The organism is Streptomyces sp. NPDC024687, assembly GCF_055559055.1.
Map to the genome: position 1 here is coordinate 1 of NZ_JBVHLJ010000031.1, position 1297 is coordinate 1297.

Annotated in this window: 1 protein-coding gene; it reads left to right on the forward strand. The window is 68.9% G+C overall.

The annotated features are described in order from the left end of the window. Positions 1-66: 66 nt before the first annotated feature. A protein-coding gene (locus ACZ39I_RS41770) for an IS3 family transposase (RefSeq protein WP_467250976.1) occupies positions 67-1268 on the forward strand; the annotation gives its coding sequence in 2 pieces (ribosomal slippage) (positions 67-358 and positions 358-1268; 1203 coding nt in all). Positions 1269-1297 lie beyond the last annotated feature (29 nt).

The window sequence follows — 1297 nt, forward strand, 5'->3', positions numbered from 1 at the left end:
GGGCCTTGACCCTTGATCCTGGACACACGAGACACTGGATCCTGAGGATCTGAGAACGGACATCTCGTGGTCATGAAGAACTATCCGCCGCAGTTCAAAGCGGACGCGGTCGCGCTGTACCAGTCGCGGCCCGAGGCGACGATCCGGCAGGTTGCTGCCGATCTGGGAATCAACCCCGAGACCTTGCGGAACTGGGTGCGGGCAGCGGGCGCGAGCCGGCCGCGGGGACGCCGGACGGAGGTGGCGACCGAGCCGCCGACGCCGTTGGAGGCGGAGAACGCCGCTCTGCGCCAGAAGGTCCGCGAGCTGGAGGAGGAACGCGAGATCCTGCGCAAGGCGGCGAAGTATTTCGCCGGGGAGACGCGCTGGTGAACCGCTTCCAGTTCGTTGCCGACCACCAGCGCCGCTACGGCGTGAAGCGGCTGTGCACCATCCTCAACATCGCCCGTTCCAGCTTCTACTACTGGCGCCGGACGGCCGCAGACCGGGCCGCCCGGCAGGCGGCCGACGCCCGCCTTGCCGACCGGATACGGGCCGTGCACCACGGATCAGGCGGTACCTACGGCGTCCCTAGGATCACCGCCGAGCTTCGCGACGCGGGTGAGCGCATCAACCACAAGCGGATCGCGCGGGTGATGCGGGGTGCCGGTCTGGCGGGCGTTCGCCTGCGCCGCAGACACCGCACCACTGTCGCGGACCCGGCCGCGGCGAAGGCCCCGGACCTGATCGGCCGCGACTTCACCGCGAGCGAGCCGAACACGAAGTACGTCGGCGACATTACCTATCTCCCGCTGGACGGCGGGAAGTTCCTGTATTTGGCCACCGTCATCGACCTCGCCTCACGCCGCCTGGCCGGCTGGGCGATCGCGGACCACATGCGCACCGGCCTCGTCACCGACGCCCTGGCCGCCGCCGAACGGACCCGCGGCAGCCTCGCCGGGGCGGTCCTGCACACCGACCACGGCGCCCAATACGCCAGCCGGGCCTTCGCCGACGCCTGCCGCCAGGCCGGCGTCCGCCAGTCCATGAGCGCGATCGGCTCCAGCGCGGACAACGCACTCGCCGAGTCCTTCAACGCTACGTTCAAACGCGAGACGCTCCAGGGCCGCAAGATCTGGTCCAGTGAACGCGAAGCCCGCCTCGACGCGTTCGGCTGGCTCAACCGCTACAACACCCGACGCCGTCACTCCCGCCTCGGACAACGCAGCCCCATCGCTTACGAGACAGCACTCGACACAACATCAACTACCCTGGCCCAAGCCGCATAGCCCGTGTCCAAGATTCCGGGTCAAGGCCC